This window comes from Vibrio sp. TMPB1044 (assembly GCF_030442075.1).
Taxonomy (GTDB): Bacteria; Pseudomonadota; Gammaproteobacteria; order Enterobacterales; family Vibrionaceae; genus Vibrio; species Vibrio satsumensis.
On sequence record NZ_JAUJED010000078.1, the window covers coordinates 43,930 to 59,023 of the forward strand.

Here is a 15,094-nt window from a genome sequence, read left to right on the forward strand (position 1 = left end):
AGAGTGAAGACATGCGTAAACTTGTAGTAGCAATCCTAGTGTCATCTTTGGTCGGCTGTTCGATGGGGCATAGAGATCCTGTTGAGATTAAAGAATCTTTAAACGAATCAATTAATGAAGCCAATAGTAGAGCGCTTCATGATCTTCCTTCGTCGGTACAAGATGACCTTATGCCTCAGCTTAGTTCTGACTCTATGTCTCCGGGAATGGAAACGGTTAAACGTTTTCGTATTCAGGCAAAAGGTGTTGAAGCGAGAACCTTTTTTGCAAGCTTAGTGAAAGGTACTGAGTATAGCGCTGCTATTCACCCAAGTGTTTCAGGAAAGCTCACTTTTAATTTAACCGATGTGACATTAGATGAAGTGTTAGCTGTGGCTCAGGATATGTATGGCTACGATATAGAAAAGCGTGGCAAAGTCATTCAGGTTTACCCAGCAGGTTTGCGTACAGTAACGATTCCTGTCGATTACTTACAAGTTAAACGTTCTGGTCGCTCATTAACGACGATCACAACCGGAACGATCACGACTTCTGATTCAAACTCATCGAGTTCTTCAAGTTCCAATTCAAACTCGTCTAATTCATCCAACTCTTCTAACTCATCGAATTCTACATCGAACGGTGGTACAGAGATTGAAACGACCTCTGAAAGTGATTTTTGGCCACAGCTTGAGACGGCCGTTGCCCACTTAATTGGTTCTGGTGATGGACAGAGCGTCGTCGTTACCCCGCAAGCCAGTGTGATTACGGTTCGTGCTTATCCTGATGAAATCCGTGAAGTTCGTGAGTTCTTAGGGATTTCTCAGAAGCGCTTACAACGCCAAGTGATCTTGGAAGCGAAGATCATGGAAGTGACTTTGAGTGATGGCTACCAGCAGGGTATCAACTGGACTAAGATGTTCTCGTCAAATGGTACTAACTACACAATCGGCATGGGCTCTATTGTTAAAGATGCAGCCGGTACGATAATCCCAGGTACATTGCCAGGGATGGACCCAATTGGTGCCGCTTTAGGTGGTCAATCTAATATTGTTGTTTCTGGTAGTAGCTTTGAAGCGGTATTAAGTTTCATGGATACACAGGGAGATTTGAACGTACTATCTAGCCCTAGAGTGACAGCTGCGAATAACCAGAAAGCGGTTATTAAAGTGGGTACCGATGAATACTACGTAACAGATTTATCAAGTGCGGTTGGTAGTGGTGATAACGCGAATGTTGCTCCTGAGGTTGAACTAACCCCGTTCTTCTCGGGTATATCTTTGGATGTGACACCTCAGATCGATGATAAAGGCAGTGTGTTCTTACATGTTCACCCGGCAGTCATTGAGGTAGATGAAGAGGTCAAAGAGCTTAACTTGGGTTCAACTACGGGTGTTGTTACGCTTCCTTTGGCAAAAAGTTCTATTCGTGAGTCTGACTCTGTGATTCGTGCTCAAGATGGTGATGTGGTTGTTATTGGTGGCTTGATGAAATCAAATACCAGCGATGTAACCTCTAAAGTTCCATTCCTTGGTGATATTCCGGCCCTCGGCCACTTATTCCGTAATACCAGTCAGTTGACGCAAAAAACTGAGCTTGTGATCTTGCTTAAACCGACAATAGTCGGTGTGAACACATGGCAAACAGAGTTAGAACGTTCTCGAGATCTGCTTCAACAGTGGTTCCCAGATGATGAGGAGTAGTTACTTACTTTTTCAATGTAGATTGGCAGTATCTAACTAAGCTAGGTTGCTTATGTATCAAGCTCATTTTGGTTTTGAACAACTGCCATTTACCTTAACGCCGAATACCGATTTTTTTTATGGTTTAGCGCCTCATTTTGAAGCGATTCAGACGGTAATATCGGCGTTAGAAATGGGCGAGGGTGTGATTAAGGTTACCGGAGAGGTAGGCACTGGAAAAACCATGGTTTGCCGGATGCTAGTCAATCACCTAAATGATTGTACCGCTCTAATTTACCTGCCAAACCCTGTGCTCTCAGGTGCAGACTTACGCCAAGCTGTTGCTAAAGAGCTCGGTTTGACTATCGACAGTGAAGCAACCTTAGTTGATAACATTCAGCATAAGCTTATTGAATTGCACAATTCGGGTTTAAGAGTGGTAGCGATTCTTGATGAGGCTCAAGCTCTATCGGATGAAGCTCTCGAAACATTAAGGCTGTTTGGTAACCTTGAAACAGAAGATAAAAAGCTGCTGCAGATTGTTTTATTGGGGCAGCCTGAGTTGGATACTCGACTAGAGGCTTACCATCTCAGACAGTTTCGTCAAAGAATCACGTTTAGTTCAACATTGAGGCCACTGACTCTCGATGAAACGGTGGCGTATATTGATAACCGGATCACTAAATCTGGTGGTAATCCTGAGTTATTCAGTTTGAACCAAAAGAAGGCGATCTGTCGTTCGTCACTAGGTATTCCGAGATTGATCAACCAACTTTGCCATAAGGCTTTATTGCTTTCGTTCAGTGAAGATAAGAAAAGTATCGACAACCAACATCTGTTTTCCGCTATGCATGAAACATACGATGTATGTAAGCCTAAATTTAAAACGCCAATACTGTGGGGTTGGAATTAATTATGAGTGTTATTAACAACGCCTTGTCTGAATTGGCAAAGAAAAAATCAGCGACTTCGATTGAAGCGGCAGTTGTACCTAAAGTAAAAACACGTTCCCCATTGGTTTGGGTCGCAGCAGGTTTTACTCTGAGTTTAGCAATGGGCGGTTGGGCGATATCGCAAGGTCCTGCTGTCGAACATTCAATCTCAACTCGAGATGTACAGGTTCAGGTCTCTGTCGTTGACAGTTCCAATGATTTTCAGGAAGTAGCTCAACCTATCTCATCACCAACCAAGAAACTGGTGAAGCTAGACTCTGCGAGTTTTTCAACAGAAAACACTGCGATGGTAAAAAGCGCTCAAGCTAAGCCAGTTGTATCTAATTCGGTTGCTGCGTCTATCCCACAACCTACAAAACAGCAAGCATCAACTAAACCTCTAAGCACGGCCCAAACGACTAAGACTGAAATTCCTCAGCCGATTTACGTTGCTAGTGTGGCAAAAACAGATTCGTCCTCTATCTCTAATGACTTAGGAGCTTCTGGTAGCTCAGAAAATAGTGGAATGTTGATCGAACAGGTCGAGTTAACGCCTGAGCAATTATCTGTGAATGCACAAGGGCGAGCTCAAAAAGCGCTTGATGCGAATGACCTTACTGGTGCTCTGAAAGGCTACACTGAAGCTCTACGTTATACGCCACGAAATGAAGATGTTCGTCAGAAACTCGCGATTCTCTATTTTGGTAAGGGGGATACACGTAAAGCGTACGAGCTGTTTCAGTCAGGGATTAAGCTTAATATTAACAGCGAAAAGCTACGCTTGGGCCTATCTAAGCTTTTGGTTAAAGCAAACCAAGCAGAAGCGGCCTTAAGTCCATTAATACATTTACCGCCGAACCCTACGCAAGACTATCTAGCTATGCGTGCAGCATTGAGTCAAAAGTCTCAGCAAGAAGAAGTGGCCTTGGAAAGTTACCAAAAGTTGGTTGAGATTGATTCAGATAATGCTCGCTGGTGGTTAGGTTTAGCGATCCAGCAAGAACGTCAGCTCGATTTCGTAGCAGCTAAAGCGTCATACCAAGGTGCATTAACCAGAGTAGGTATCTCATCTCAATCACAAAGCTTTGTGCGTGACCGGTTAAAAATACTCAATGCTTTAGAGGAGAGCGGCGATGCAAATTAGATTAAGAAAAAGGCTTGGTGATTTGCTTGTCGAAGAGGGCATTATCACGGAGACTCAAGTTGAGCAAGCATTGGCTGCTCAGAAAAGCACCGGTCGTAAGCTGGGTGATGCACTGATTGAACTTGGCTTCTTGTCAGAGCAACAGATGTTGAGTTTCTTGTCACAGCAGTTAGCGATTCCTCTTATTGATCTAAGCCGAGCTGTTGTCGATGTCGAAGCGGTACAGCTTTTACCGGAAGTACATGCTCGTCGCCTTCGTGCATTGGTGATTGGACGCCAAGGTGACACTTTACGTGTTGCAATGAGCGACCCTGCCGACCTGTTTGCCCAAGAATCTTTGCTTGGTCAGTTAGGAGATTACGCACTTGAATTCGTTGTTGCTCCAGAGAGGCAATTGGTTGATGGCTTCGATCGCTATTACCGAAGAACTAAAGAGATCGCCTCATTTGCTGAGCAGCTTCACGCTGAACACCAAGTTAATGATGCCTTTGATTTCGATATCGCTGAAGAAGACAGTGACGAAGTTACAGTAGTAAAGCTAATTAACTCGCTATTTGAAGATGCAATCCAAGTCGGCGCTTCTGATATCCATATCGAGCCAGACTCAAACGTACTGCGTCTTCGTCAGCGTATCGATGGCGTGCTGCATGAAACACTGCTGAACGAAGTGAATATTGCTTCTGCACTTGTATTACGCTTGAAGCTGATGGCAAACCTCGATATCTCAGAGAAACGTCTTCCTCAAGATGGTCGCTTTAATATCCGTGCTAAAGGTCAGTCGGTTGATATTCGTATGTCGACCATGCCAGTACAGCACGGCGAGTCTGTAGTTATGCGTCTTCTTAATCAATCAGCGGGTTTACGTAAGTTAGAAGCGTCGGGTATACCGAGCGATCTGTTGGTTCGTCTTCGTCAACAGCTGCGTCGCCCGCACGGTATGATCTTGGTTACTGGGCCGACAGGTTCGGGTAAAACCACAACCTTGTATGGTGCATTAAGCGAACTCAACGAACCGGGTAAAAAGATCATTACCGCGGAAGATCCGGTGGAATACCGTCTTCCTCGTGTGAACCAAGTTCAGGTAAACCCTAAGATCAATCTCGACTTTTCTACAGTCCTAAGAACCTTCTTGCGTCAGGACCCCGATATCATTCTTATTGGTGAGATGCGTGACCACGAAACGGTTGAGATTGGTCTAAGAGCTGCATTAACAGGCCACTTAGTATTAAGCACCCTCCATACCAATGATGCGGTAGACAGTGCACTGCGCATGATGGATATGGGAGCACCAGGTTATCTGGTAGCGAGCGCTGTTCGAGCGGTCGTTGCACAGCGATTGGTTCGCAAAGTGTGTACCGATTGTAAGGTTGAGGATGAGTTAGATGAACCTCGTAAGCAATGGCTGAGCGTTCGCTTCCCTAACCAAGTGGGTGTGCCGTTTATGAAAGGCCGTGGCTGTCAGAACTGTAATTTAACCGGTTACCGTGGGCGTATTGGTGTATTTGAAATGTTGGAGCTAGAACAAAACATGATGGATGCGCTAAGAGCTAATGATGCGGTTGGTTTTGCTCAAACAGCCCGACAGTCTGAAAATTACAAACCGTTATTGGCTTCTGCGATGGAACTGGCTCTGCAAGGTGTCGTGAGTCTCGATGAGATCATGCATCTTGGCGAAGGCGATGCTTCTGGTGCCACCGACCCAATTTATTTGTAGGGGTAGAGGGATATGCCAACGTATCGTTATGTAGGTCGCAGCTCTGATGGTAGCCAAGTGAGTGGTCAATTGGATGCGAATAACGAAGATCTTGCTGCTGAAAGTTTGATGAGTAAGGGGATCATTCCAACCTCTATCAAATTAGGTAAAAGTGGCGGTTCAGTCTTAGATATGGATGTATCGAGCCTGTTCTCTCCGAGTGTACCTTTGGAGGTGTTGGTTCTGTTTTGCCGACAGTTATACAGCCTAACCAAAGCGGGTGTACCACTTTTAAGGTCGATGAAAGGCCTTACCCAAAACTGTGAAAATAAGCAGTTGAAGGCTGCTCTCGAAGAAGTGGTTGCTGAGCTTACTAATGGTCGAGGGTTAGCGGCATCAATGCAGATGCACCCTAAGGTGTTTAGCCCGCTGTTTGTATCTATGATTGGCGTTGGTGAAAACACAGGTCGTTTAGATCAGGCTTTGCTTCAATTAGCTGGATACTACGAACAGGAAGTTGAGACGCGTAAGCGAATCAAGACCGCTATGCGTTATCCAACGTTCGTGATCAGCTTTATTTTGATCGCAATGTTCATTCTTAACATAAAGGTTATTCCACAGTTCTCTAGCATGTTTGCGCGCTTTGGTGTCGACCTGCCGCTGCCGACTCGTATCTTGATTGGTATGTCGGAATTCTTTGTGAATTACTGGGGCTTAATGCTTGGCGTGATCTTTGGCCTTATCTTTGCGTTTAAAGCCTGGGTTAAAACAGACAAAGGCTTGGAAAAGTGGGATAGATTACGCTTAAAAATGCCTGTTATTGGTGGAGTGGTCAATAGAGCATTATTGTCACGATTTTCACGTACTTTTGCTTTGATGCTAAAAGCTGGTGTACCACTTAACCAATCGTTAGCTTTGTCGGCCGAAGCCTTGGATAACCGTTTTCTAGAGTTGCGAGTTCAAGCCATGAAATCGGCTATTGAAGCGGGTAGTACGGTTTCATCGACTGCGATTAACAGCGAAATTTTCACACCGTTGGTGATACAAATGATTTCAGTAGGTGAAGAAACTGGTCGTATTGATGAACTCTTGCTTGAGGTGGCTGATTTTTATGATCGTGAAGTCGATTACGATCTGAAAACCTTAACTGCCAGAATCGAACCAATCTTGTTAACCATCGTTGCAGGTATGGTGTTGATTTTGGCGCTAGGTATTTTCTTACCGATGTGGGGAATGCTGGATGCAATCAAAGGTTAAGGAATGCTAAATAACCTACAACGCTCACGTTTTGTTATTTGGACTGTGGTTATTCTTTTTCTTATTGTCGGTGTGCTTTCGGCATTTAAAACGGTAGAAGAAGAAGCGACTAACACGGCATTTATTGTGGCGAGCAAGCGGATTTTAGAGCAAGCCAATTTGTTCAAACAGCAGTATTTGTTATCAGGCTCCGAGCAAAACAATGATTCGGAGCACTCCAAAAGTTATAGTCGAACGGGCTGGGTAAAGCCGATTCAAGGTACGGAGCGAGACTGTAATTATTGGCTTGAGGAATTATATCCCCAAGAGAGTATTTTAGGGCTAAGATCGCCAAGTATTGAAGACAAAAGTGATAACATACATTTTCATTGTCGTTATCATTATAGTAATAAGTATCAAATAGATATATTACTCAAAAATGAAAGGTTTAGTGTGAAAGCCAATATTTTGGCTTTGTGAAAATATTGACACTGTTTTTATGGTTTTATACGTGTGCAAATGTATAATGCGCGTTAGCAATTAGATGAGTAGGTAGAAAATGCTTAAAAATCAAAAGGGTTTCTCCCTAGTCGAGTTGGTTATTGTGATTGTAGTCGTTGGTTTATTGGCGGTTGCTGCTTTACCTCGTTTCTTGGATGTGACAGATGAAGCCAAGAAATCAAGTATTGAAGGTGTCGCTGGTGGTTTTGCAACCGCAGTTTTATCGGCAAGAGCACAATGGGAAGCGGAAGCAAGGCCTTCAGAGAAGATTGGTGTTGAAACATACAATACTGTAAATTATGATGGTGTTGATTTTTGGTTAACAAGATCAAAGAACAGTAACAACGTGGAAACTGACTTCCGTGATGGCTACCCTTGGACTCTGAATAGCGATTCTGGTACAGAGCCACAAGATATTTCAGACCAAACATGTTCTGAGTTGATGGAAAACTTATTGCAGAATCCACCTAAAGTAGGTGCGGTTTCAGACGTTGCTAGCGACTCAAATTACAAATATTCAGCGCAAGCGAATTCAGGTGATGCAACGTGTACTTACATTCAATTAGAAGGTAATACCGAGCACCAATTTGTTTACGAAATTAAAACTGGTCGTGTGACCGTAACTTTGCAGTAAGTCTGCGTAAAATTAAACATAGAGAGAGCTTAACTATGAAAAGACAAGGCGGTTTCACCCTAATCGAACTAGTGGTTGTAATTGTTATTCTTGGTATTCTTGCTGTAACTGCGGCACCACGTTTCCTAAATCTGCAAGATGATGCTCGTACGTCTTCTTTGGAAGGCTTAAAAGGTGCAATGGCTGGTGCGGCAGGTATTGTATATGGCAAAGCTGCAATTGATGGCTTAGAGGCTATTTCTTCAGGCCGAGCAGTCTCTGGCGCTAACGGAAATGATATTAATGTAGTGTTTGGTTACCCTGAAGCTACATCTGCTGGTATTGGCAATGCAGTATCAGGTTTAGCTGAAGATTGGACGGTAATTTCGTCTGCAACTGGTGCTATTGCATACGGCTTTGACAACAACACTACGTGTTTTGTAACTTACGCGATCGATGCTACAGCAACAACAGCTCAAGAGCCGAGAATTACAGTTACTTCTTGTACTGAGTAATTGATAGATACGATATTTAAGGCCAGCTCCTGCTGGCCTTTTTTCTATCCAAAGCACACAAAGATCAAAGCTATTCATATACATAATATCGTAAGCTTCGTTATCTTGTATAATCAGTATTCGCTAGGCAGTTAGAGGCTCATTATGGATAACAGCCCCATCTCCAAAGGCTTTACTCTGGTAGAGCTGATCATCGTTATCATTATCCTCGGTATTGTTTCCACCTTTGCCGCAAGTCGCTTCGCTGGAACCTCTAGTTTTTCTACCTTTGCTGCGCAAGAGCAGGTCATCTCCGTTATCCGTCAAATTCAAGTGAACCGAATGCAATCAAACGTTTCGGCTGCTAATGACAGTTTTCGTCTTGCTATTAATAGTAATTGTCTAGGTTCAGTAACTGCTTGCAGTTTGAATCTATCGAATAGCGCTCAAAAAGCACAAGCCGATGCCCGTAGTGATTATGTGAGAGAGTCCGACATCTCATTTTCCCCGGCGAATACCATTATCGACTTTGATCTTTTGGGTAATCCTTCGGTGAGCGCTGGGGTTAATATTACTATTAATTCAAATGCCTCTAGTAATAGCGCTCAGGTGTGTATTAATTCTCAAGGCTATGTGCGTGAAGGGACGTGCCTATGATTCGCTCTCGTGGCTTTACTCTAATTGAAAGCATTGTTGCGATTATCGTATTGGGCATTGCGATGGTCACTATTACCAGCTTTTTGGCTCCTCAAGTGGCAAGCTCGGCCGACCCACATTATCAAAACCGTTCAGTGGCGCTAGGCCAGAGTTTGATGAATCAAATATTGGCACGTGGTTTTGATGAACATAGTGATTTTGATGGTGGTTTGGTGCGCTGTGGGGACGCAGATGCGACTGCTTGTTCTGCTCCTAATGAACTCGGAGTGGATGGGGCAGAGGCAACGCCCGCAGCTTTCAATGATGTCGATGACTATATTGGTTGTTGGTACACTGACACTACGGAGTCAGCGTGTGTCTCATCAACGAAGTACCCACTCGCTAATATCCTAGATGAAAATATTGAAGACAGTTATGCCAATTTTCGTGTTGAGGTTTCCGTGTTTTATGATCAAAACATGGACGGTGTTAACGACAACGCTATTGGTACGATGAAGCGCGTTGAATTACAGATCTTTGGTGGTAACAACCGCTATAGCGTGATCGCTTACAAGGGGAACTACTAATGAAGCAACGTGGTTTTACTCTTATAGAAATGATTGTAACGATCGTGGTCGTTGGTGTGATTGGGTTAGCGATTGCTGGGTTTGTTGAATATGGCATGAAAGGGTATGTTGAGACTATTGACCGACAAAAGGTGCAAGTGAAAGGGCAATTTGTTGTCGAGAAAATGTCGCGAGAGATAAGCCACGCGGTTCCTAACAGTTTTGATTCGAGTATTATGCCTGCTTCGGCTTTTGCTCAAAAATGTCTCACCTTTTATGCTATTAAGTACTCAGGCTTTTATCACCTTGATGAAGCGACAGACGAGCTACATTTTATTATCGGCCAGGACTCCCCAATACTTGATGCAGATGACTTTCTAATTATTAACCCAACGAATTACTCTGACTTAGGAGCGGGTTCAACTAAACGGATTTCAGTCTCAGGTTTGATCTCTACGAATAATGTGTTTACCGCGACCTCTGTTAATCTTAGTAGTCAGTCTATTGCTCAACGCCATTATATTTACGATGAGAGTGCTTCGGTGAGTTACTGTTTGGTGAATGATACCGTTCAGAATCAAGGCCTAATTCAACGCAATGGAGTCACCGTTGCGGATAGTATTAATTATGCTGAAAGTAATTTCCGTTATGAAGAACCTAGCTTGCAGCGAGGTGGTGTGATTCACATCGACCTTGTACTAGAGCAAAACAGTGAAGCAAGTGTTTACCAACAAGATGTGCAGGTACTCAATGCGCCATAGAAAATCATCTCAACAAGGCAGTGTTTTGGTCGTCGCAGTATTTGTTATTGTGGTGATGGGCTTCCTTGCGACTTCTTTAGTACAAGTTCAGTGGTCAAATCACGATACATTGACGCGTAAACAGCTTGGAACACAGGCTTGGCTATTAGCACATTCAGCGAATGAGTGGGCACTCACTCAAGTTTATCCATTAACGGTGTCGCCTGCGGTTTCAACGAGTGTGAGCACTGTGTGTAGCAACTTAAATGCCAATCAAGTGAGTAGTGGTATGTCGACCATCTGCACTGTCGATCAATTAACTTGTCGACAAATCGGCGTTTTAGATGGCGTTGGATTTTTTAAAATAGAATCAACAGCTATCTGTGGTTCGGGTATCAACCAAGTACAGCGTATCCAAGAAGTTTGGGTGAGGGAGTAAGTATGAACTTGTTTAGGTATGTAGCTATCTTCTTTTGTTTGTTTTTTGTAGGAAATATTTACGCAAATCAATGTTCTAACTTGAAGGGAAATGAGGATTTTACCATTTCATTTCAGGTAGAAGGTGATGATGACTATCAAGATTTTTATTTAAAACAAGGTAGCCATGGGCATGTCATTTGGTATACAAACCATAAAAGGTCGGATCCATCATATATTTTCAATGAGCAAAATCTCATTGATGATCGCCTATATGAAGTAACAATTACTAATGATGCTTCTAATGATGAAGTTAAATACTATCGACGAGATATTGATAATGGATTAGGTGCTAGCCTTATTGAAACTAAGTACGAATCTTTGAAAAATGGTAGCTTATCTCCGGTCTATGATGATGACGATATTACTAACGTCAGTTGTAGTGACGGCATATCCCCTCCGCAGCCACCCCCTGTGAACTTAAACCCTCAGTTTGAGTTTGGTACTCTAACTGATACAGAGTGTACTACGTCTCAAAATGGCCAACGTACTTGTACGATTATTTTTGATAACACTTATGATTCGGCTAAGCCAAAGCCATTAGTCTTCGTTATGCCTACTATCGATGCAGGTCTATCTAAGCTGTCTCTTAATCAAACTGAATTACCTTCAACAGCTTCCGTTACTGCTACTACAAGACTAACTGCCACCATTGTTCAAGAGGTTGCCCCTCATCGAAATGCAGCGAATCACGTTAATTTTGTAAATGATGCCCCAATGCATAATATTGATTACTTTGTTATTGAACCTGGAGTTATCACCCTAGGTAACAAGGCGAAGATAGTCGCAGGATCGATTGAAACTAAGGTTGCCGCTTCATATATTCAAAGTGAACGAGGCAACAAAGTTACGATTAACTATCAGGATTATGGCTTACCTTCCAACTTCTCCAATACTCCGGGGGTTCTTGTTCAACCTCAAACCAAAAGAAACAGTTCTAAGTGGTTTACTGGTATGGCTAGAGAGGTCAAAAAAGATAGATTTTTCTTGTCACTAGAGAAGTCAGAGGTGACGAATAACAATAACCTTACTCAGAAAGAGACCGTGGGTTTCGTTGCTGGTGAGGGTAACGGGTTTATTCAAGGTGCACGTTTTTGGTTAGGAGATGGGCAGACTCTCAAAACGACCGAACTTAATGAGAAGGTCATCTCTCCTATTGAGCAGGGATGTTTAGAATATACCGATATAGCATTTGCGGGTTTTGATGCTCCACCGATTCTAGTTGCTAACAAGAACTCTCGTGACGGTAATAATGGCGGTTGGTTGCGTCGTTGCGATGTCACTAAAAACAAAGTCTACTTCGTAGTTGAAGAGGACATGGATAAAGATAAAGAGCGTGGTCACGTAAAAGAAGACGTTGGTTTCTTCATGTTTGACAGGCCTAATGACATCGGGATTTGTGAAGGTTTTAATAATAAAAGTCCTGTACAAACATGGAAAGGCTCCAATGGGAGTTTGGAAATCAATGGTTCTCCCCAAATAGTAGGGGCGCTGAGAGATGGCGGGAATCGTTATGTAGGCTTTTTAAATTCGAATACCAATGATAGAACGGGTGTCGCTTGTGAAGGCCAGCAATGCTTCGGCTTAGATGATTTACTTATTGATAAAGAAGCATTAGAAGATGTACCAGATAATTTAGGCAACTCGTTAGATATCCCTTATACCCACAATGTCACTTCCTTACCTATCACTGTTGGTGGTGTGAAGATCTACGAATATGACAGCATCTCAATTGGTACTGGTGCTGTGGTCGAAATAGAGTCTGGTAAATATAAAATTGGCACACTTAATATCAATGGCACGGGGGAATTACGCGTCAAGAGTGGCGATACGGTGACCGTCTTTACTAAAAGCTTATCTGTAAACAACGGTAGCTATATCGGTGCTCCAATTGTTAATTGGAGCGGGGATAAGCCCATTCTAGCTGGAGATACACACTTTAGGGTCAACGTATTACAAAGTGGTTCCAGTTTTGTCAGTTTAAATAGCAGTGGCTCTGCAAATAAAACCACGTTTGTAGGTCTGTTATACAGCGAACAGAATGTTGACATGAGCGGTACAGCAAGAGTGTATGGTGCTGTTTCTGCTAAATCAGTCAATATGTCATCAAGCTCTTTAATTCATGCTGAGACCAGCTGTATTGTGCCTGTCGATGATTATGATATAGATATTTCCCCTGCAACGGATCTAGCTTTGATGTGTGGTGACGACTCCCCTCAATTTACGATTAACACTTCGAATAATGGTGTGGCAGAAAGTCTAGGGGTGACTATAGATATCACGCCAAGCCCTGAGGAGTTTGATGTTTCTGTCATACAAGGCTCAGGTACTTACCCTAATTATGTTTCTAATAATGATGGTGAATTAACTTTAAAAGTTGTCGCTAAAGATACTGCCAATATTGACTTTGATACAGGTTATAAGCTAAAGGCGACATTAGTGGATGATTCTGGCAAAGAGGTAGAAAGTCAGTTCAAGTTCGTACCATTTAAATTCTCTTTAGTGGATGGCAATATTCCAACGAATCGTCTTGACGTTATTGCGGGGCAGGCTACACCGACAGTAACTAAAGTTTTAGCGTGTGATTCTGGTGATTCAATTGTTGTTGCTGAAAACTATACAGGTGAGGCTGGGGATGAAGTTACCATTACTCACAAGCTTGATAGTTCTAGTTCTTGGAGTGGTTCTGATGGCTCGCTGACTTACTTACCAGAGTTCAAAAAAGGTAGCGCCTCAACTGACTTAACTATCTCTGAATCAGGGCTTTTCAACGTCACTTTAAAAGACAATAGTTTTGATTGTACTGGTTTTGCTGGCTGCCCCGAAGATGGGAGTTACGATGTTGAAGGGAGTTTCTCTGTTTACTCTCGCCCGTGGAAATTTGCAATTTGTACGAATAAGAGTTCGGACGGAAACAGTAACGATAAAGACTCAGACAGTTTCAGTAGTGCGGGAGAGTCATTCGATGTTTATGCTCGCCCAATAAAGCATACAAATTCATCTGCAGTTTGTACTGACGATAACTTGCTGACGAACAATTACTTTAAGTCGACAGCAAGCGTAAAAGTTACAACGACTTTAGATACCCCTCTAATTGCGGATTACCCTGACGCTGAATTGGGTGATTTAACCCCTGTAGCTCAGCTAACTAAACAAATTTCGTCGAATGACCAAGCGAATAAAGGTTATAAGTTCGAGAGTTTAAAATACTCAGAAGCGGGTAGCTTTAACTTCATTGCGACAGAAACTGGGAGTTTCTACGACTCAATTTTAGGTGGCTTCTCTGGCAGTAAATCGATAGGTCGCTTTTATCCTAAATTCTTTGTTCAAGGTACTCCGGAATGGAATGTCGCCAATCAAAATGATATCGCATACTTAAGTCAACCTTATGATTCTACAATTCACCAAGTATATCCAATGGCATCTGGTGAAAGTGATACGGATAATGCACTCAATAACTACCGCTTCTTTAATGAAAACTTGCAAGCAAAGTTTGGTGTTCTAGATGATAGCAACATAGATAACGGCTTCTTGCTAGATACGGATGCCGGATCTTGGCCTGCTGATCGTAAACATTGGTTACTGAATGACAATGCAGCTGAGCTGCAACGAGTTACGGATTCAGATGATGTTAGCCGCAGAGATGGCCCTTTCAATACCAGTGATGCTAGCTCAATAGCCACTAATTTTGGTTTAACAGTGACAGGAGTAGATCCTGTGTCATTTACGGACTCTGACCCTGTGACCGATTCGGCAGCATTCCCAGTCCAACCTCCGGCCCGCTATGGCCGAATGGTACTCGATGATATTGGTGGCAACTCAGGTACTACTCTAACGATTCCACTTCGTGCTGAGTTTTGGGATGGCAGTGAGTTTGTTGTGAACGAGGATGATGATCGCAGTACTTTCAATGGTTCAAATGTTTGTAAGCAAGTCATTTGGACCATTAATGATGTGAAAACCACATTAGTTTCACTTAGTGGCAGTGGAGATGTAAATGATGGTGAAGAAGAAGTAACTGCGGATCAAAATACGCCGACTGGTACGGATGCACCACGAGAACAGGTTCGTTTGTGGCTAAGAATGGATGACTCGGAGCCAAGCAAGAAGACGGGCGAAAATGACATATTATGTTCTGGTAGCGATCAAGACCAGCCATGGCTGCGTTACAACTGGCGACACTTGGGGGACGAAGATCCCTCCACGGTCGTCACATTTGGTATCTATCGTGGTAACGATCGTGTGATCTACCGAGGTGAAAGTGGCTTAACAGGTCAGTAATAATATAATTTTTGCCCCTTAAGTTAGGAATCTGTAAGAAATTGCGGGTTTCAGTCCATGTTTGTACTTCAATGCCTTGCCGTAACAGCAAGGCATTGGTACATTTAGTGCAATTTTTGT

13 protein-coding genes are annotated in these 15,094 nt (G+C 43.0%); all 13 read left to right on the forward strand.

Features of this window, described 5'->3' with window-relative positions; all coding sequences use genetic code 11:
* Window positions 1–11: 11 nt before the first annotated feature.
* Window positions 12–1,682: a pilus (MSHA type) biogenesis protein MshL gene (mshL, locus tag QQ041_RS22540; protein ID WP_146490466.1), complete on the forward strand. Its 1,671-nt coding sequence runs from the start codon at window positions 12–14 to the stop codon at window positions 1,680–1,682.
* Between the two features lie 52 nt (window positions 1,683–1,734).
* Window positions 1,735–2,574 carry an ExeA family protein gene (locus QQ041_RS22545; RefSeq protein ID WP_146490467.1) on the forward strand — a complete coding sequence of 280 codons (840 nt, stop codon included), beginning with the start codon at window positions 1,735–1,737 and terminating at the stop codon, window positions 2,572–2,574.
* Window positions 2,575–2,576: 2 nt separating this feature from the next.
* Window positions 2,577–3,737: a lipopolysaccharide assembly protein LapB gene (locus QQ041_RS22550; protein WP_285955114.1), complete on the forward strand. Its 1,161-nt coding sequence runs from the start codon at window positions 2,577–2,579 to the stop codon at window positions 3,735–3,737.
* Window positions 3,727–5,451 (forward strand): GspE/PulE family protein, encoded by a 1,725-nt coding sequence (locus tag QQ041_RS22555; protein WP_048657952.1) that lies wholly within the window; start codon window positions 3,727–3,729, stop codon window positions 5,449–5,451. Before QQ041_RS22550 ends, QQ041_RS22555 begins: the two co-directional genes overlap by 11 nt.
* Before the next feature lie 12 nt (window positions 5,452–5,463).
* A complete protein-coding gene (locus QQ041_RS22560) occupies window positions 5,464–6,687 on the forward strand; it encodes a type II secretion system F family protein (protein ID WP_048657953.1) in 1,224 nt (407 codons plus the stop codon).
* Window positions 6,688–6,690: 3 nt separating this feature from the next.
* Entirely contained in the window at window positions 6,691–7,146 is a 456-nt protein-coding gene (locus QQ041_RS22565; RefSeq protein ID WP_017071537.1) for a hypothetical protein, read from the forward strand.
* A gap of 79 nt (window positions 7,147–7,225) precedes the next feature.
* On the forward strand, window positions 7,226–7,801 hold the full coding sequence (locus tag QQ041_RS22570) for a prepilin-type N-terminal cleavage/methylation domain-containing protein (protein ID WP_285955115.1): 576 nt from the start codon (window positions 7,226–7,228) through the stop codon (window positions 7,799–7,801).
* Window positions 7,802–7,836: 35 nt separating this feature from the next.
* Window positions 7,837–8,295 (forward strand): prepilin-type N-terminal cleavage/methylation domain-containing protein, encoded by a 459-nt coding sequence (locus tag QQ041_RS22575; RefSeq protein WP_102498310.1) that lies wholly within the window; start codon window positions 7,837–7,839, stop codon window positions 8,293–8,295.
* A 144-nt stretch (window positions 8,296–8,439) separates the two neighbouring features.
* Window positions 8,440–8,931: a prepilin-type N-terminal cleavage/methylation domain-containing protein gene (locus QQ041_RS22580; protein WP_285955116.1), complete on the forward strand. Its 492-nt coding sequence runs from the start codon at window positions 8,440–8,442 to the stop codon at window positions 8,929–8,931.
* A complete protein-coding gene (locus QQ041_RS22585; RefSeq protein ID WP_285955117.1) occupies window positions 8,928–9,497 on the forward strand; it encodes a prepilin-type N-terminal cleavage/methylation domain-containing protein in 570 nt (189 codons plus the stop codon). Before QQ041_RS22580 ends, QQ041_RS22585 begins: the two co-directional genes overlap by 4 nt.
* Window positions 9,497–10,237: a prepilin-type N-terminal cleavage/methylation domain-containing protein gene (locus QQ041_RS22590; protein ID WP_285955118.1), complete on the forward strand. Its 741-nt coding sequence runs from the start codon at window positions 9,497–9,499 to the stop codon at window positions 10,235–10,237. Before QQ041_RS22585 ends, QQ041_RS22590 begins: the two co-directional genes overlap by 1 nt.
* Window positions 10,227–10,655, forward strand: a complete 429-nt coding sequence (locus QQ041_RS22595) for an MSHA biogenesis protein MshP (protein ID WP_123322484.1) — start codon at window positions 10,227–10,229, stop codon at window positions 10,653–10,655. The genes QQ041_RS22590 and QQ041_RS22595 overlap by 11 nt, the downstream gene beginning before the upstream one ends.
* Window positions 10,656–10,657: 2 nt before the next feature.
* Window positions 10,658–14,974, forward strand: a complete 4,317-nt coding sequence (locus QQ041_RS22600) for a DUF6701 domain-containing protein (RefSeq protein WP_285955119.1) — start codon at window positions 10,658–10,660, stop codon at window positions 14,972–14,974.
* Window positions 14,975–15,094 lie beyond the last annotated feature (120 nt).

Coding starts and splice junctions, on each gene's coding strand:
- mshL (WP_146490466.1), top strand. CDS start 12: ATGCGTAAACTTGTAGTAGCAATCCTAGTGTCATCTTTGGTCGGCTGT.
- QQ041_RS22545 (WP_146490467.1), top strand. CDS start 1,735: ATGTATCAAGCTCATTTTGGTTTTGAACAACTGCCATTTACCTTAACG.
- QQ041_RS22550 (WP_285955114.1), top strand. CDS start 2,577: ATGAGTGTTATTAACAACGCCTTGTCTGAATTGGCAAAGAAAAAATCA.
- QQ041_RS22555 (WP_048657952.1), top strand. CDS start 3,727: ATGCAAATTAGATTAAGAAAAAGGCTTGGTGATTTGCTTGTCGAAGAG.
- QQ041_RS22560 (WP_048657953.1), top strand. CDS start 5,464: ATGCCAACGTATCGTTATGTAGGTCGCAGCTCTGATGGTAGCCAAGTG.
- QQ041_RS22565 (WP_017071537.1), top strand. CDS start 6,691: ATGCTAAATAACCTACAACGCTCACGTTTTGTTATTTGGACTGTGGTT.
- QQ041_RS22570 (WP_285955115.1), top strand. CDS start 7,226: ATGCTTAAAAATCAAAAGGGTTTCTCCCTAGTCGAGTTGGTTATTGTG.
- QQ041_RS22575 (WP_102498310.1), top strand. CDS start 7,837: ATGAAAAGACAAGGCGGTTTCACCCTAATCGAACTAGTGGTTGTAATT.
- QQ041_RS22580 (WP_285955116.1), top strand. CDS start 8,440: ATGGATAACAGCCCCATCTCCAAAGGCTTTACTCTGGTAGAGCTGATC.
- QQ041_RS22585 (WP_285955117.1), top strand. CDS start 8,928: ATGATTCGCTCTCGTGGCTTTACTCTAATTGAAAGCATTGTTGCGATT.
- QQ041_RS22590 (WP_285955118.1), top strand. CDS start 9,497: ATGAAGCAACGTGGTTTTACTCTTATAGAAATGATTGTAACGATCGTG.
- QQ041_RS22595 (WP_123322484.1), top strand. CDS start 10,227: ATGCGCCATAGAAAATCATCTCAACAAGGCAGTGTTTTGGTCGTCGCA.
- QQ041_RS22600 (WP_285955119.1), top strand. CDS start 10,658: ATGAACTTGTTTAGGTATGTAGCTATCTTCTTTTGTTTGTTTTTTGTA.